This window comes from Mesorhizobium sp. M4B.F.Ca.ET.089.01.1.1 (genome assembly GCF_004022605.1).
Lineage (GTDB): Bacteria > Pseudomonadota > Alphaproteobacteria > Rhizobiales > Rhizobiaceae > Mesorhizobium > Mesorhizobium abyssinicae.
The window spans coordinates 1-1,024 of record NZ_RZOS01000920.1 but is presented as its reverse complement, the minus strand read 5'-3'; the positions used below and the strand labels follow the sequence as shown (position 1 = coordinate 1,024).

The 1,024-nt window shown below is 61.2% G+C and carries 1 protein-coding gene and 1 pseudogene; both read left to right on the top strand.

Annotation, left to right across the window (positions count from 1 at the left end; all coding sequences use genetic code 11):
* Nucleotides 1-347: pseudogene (locus EN780_RS41100) on the top strand (transposase); the annotation flags it as partial.
* A gap of 322 nt (nt 348-669) precedes the next feature.
* A partial coding sequence (locus tag EN780_RS35030) for a LysR family transcriptional regulator (RefSeq protein WP_189557033.1) occupies nt 670-1,024 on the top strand: 355 nt, incomplete at its 3' end.

Here is a 1,024-nt window from a genome sequence, read left to right as displayed (position 1 = left end):
ATATCGATGATACATTCCTTGCCGTGCATGGCGGCCAGCAGCTGCGCCTCTTCAACGCCCCCGCACAGCCGATCGTCATGTTCGATGGCGCGGGCCGGTTCGTCGGTGCGGTGCTGCGCCCGACCAGACGGCCGAGCGCGGCTGAAATCCGTCCCACCTGTTCCGCCTCATGCGGGCGATCCGCAGCAACTGGCGGAACATCCGGATCCTGATCCGTGCCGACAGCCATTATTGCAGCTCCAGGTCATCGACTGGCGCCGCGCCAACAATGTCGACTTATCTTCGGCCTGGCGCCCACCACCCTGCGCAAGCATGTGGCGGATCTGGAAGCCAGCACGATGGCGCGCGCTTCATCAGCCAGGACAGGCAACGTGCGATTGCGTCAAACAAGATTGGCTCAAAATCACGTGTCGGGATTGCGCACGCTCTGTCGGTCCCCGGGGAAGACGGGAGCTTTTCCGTGGGTTGGATGTTGCATTTCATCTTCCGGCAGGCGGCTATGATTGCGTTGTCGATTTCGACCAGTATGGCGGTGATCGAGACTCGACTCGGTCGGTGGCGGAATCGGCGCCCGTCGACTCAAAGTCCAAGGCATGATAGCGGTGATGAAGATCAGAGATCTTGATATCTGTCTTACAGAGGAGGTGAGGGCTGGTGGAGCTAGAATGGGTGACCACCTTTCTCGCGGTGGTAGAACACCAGGGGTTCGCCCGCGCCGCCGACGTACTGCACTGCTCGCAGCCGACAGTGAGCAATCACGTCGCGTCGCTCGAACATGAACTGCGAGCAGTGCTGTTGCAGCGCTATAGCCGGCCCGTCGCACTGACGGAGGCGGGGGCGGCTTTCCTCCCTCATGGCCGAGCGTTGGTTCGTGAGATCGAGACCGCTCGCAGTGCGGTCGCGGATGTCACTGGTCTGCGCTCTGGTTCAGTCACACTGGGTGCCTACGCCAGCGCTGCGGCCGGCTACGTTCCTGGCATACTTAGGAGTTTCAGAAAGCGATATCCAGGGATCACTGTTCGGC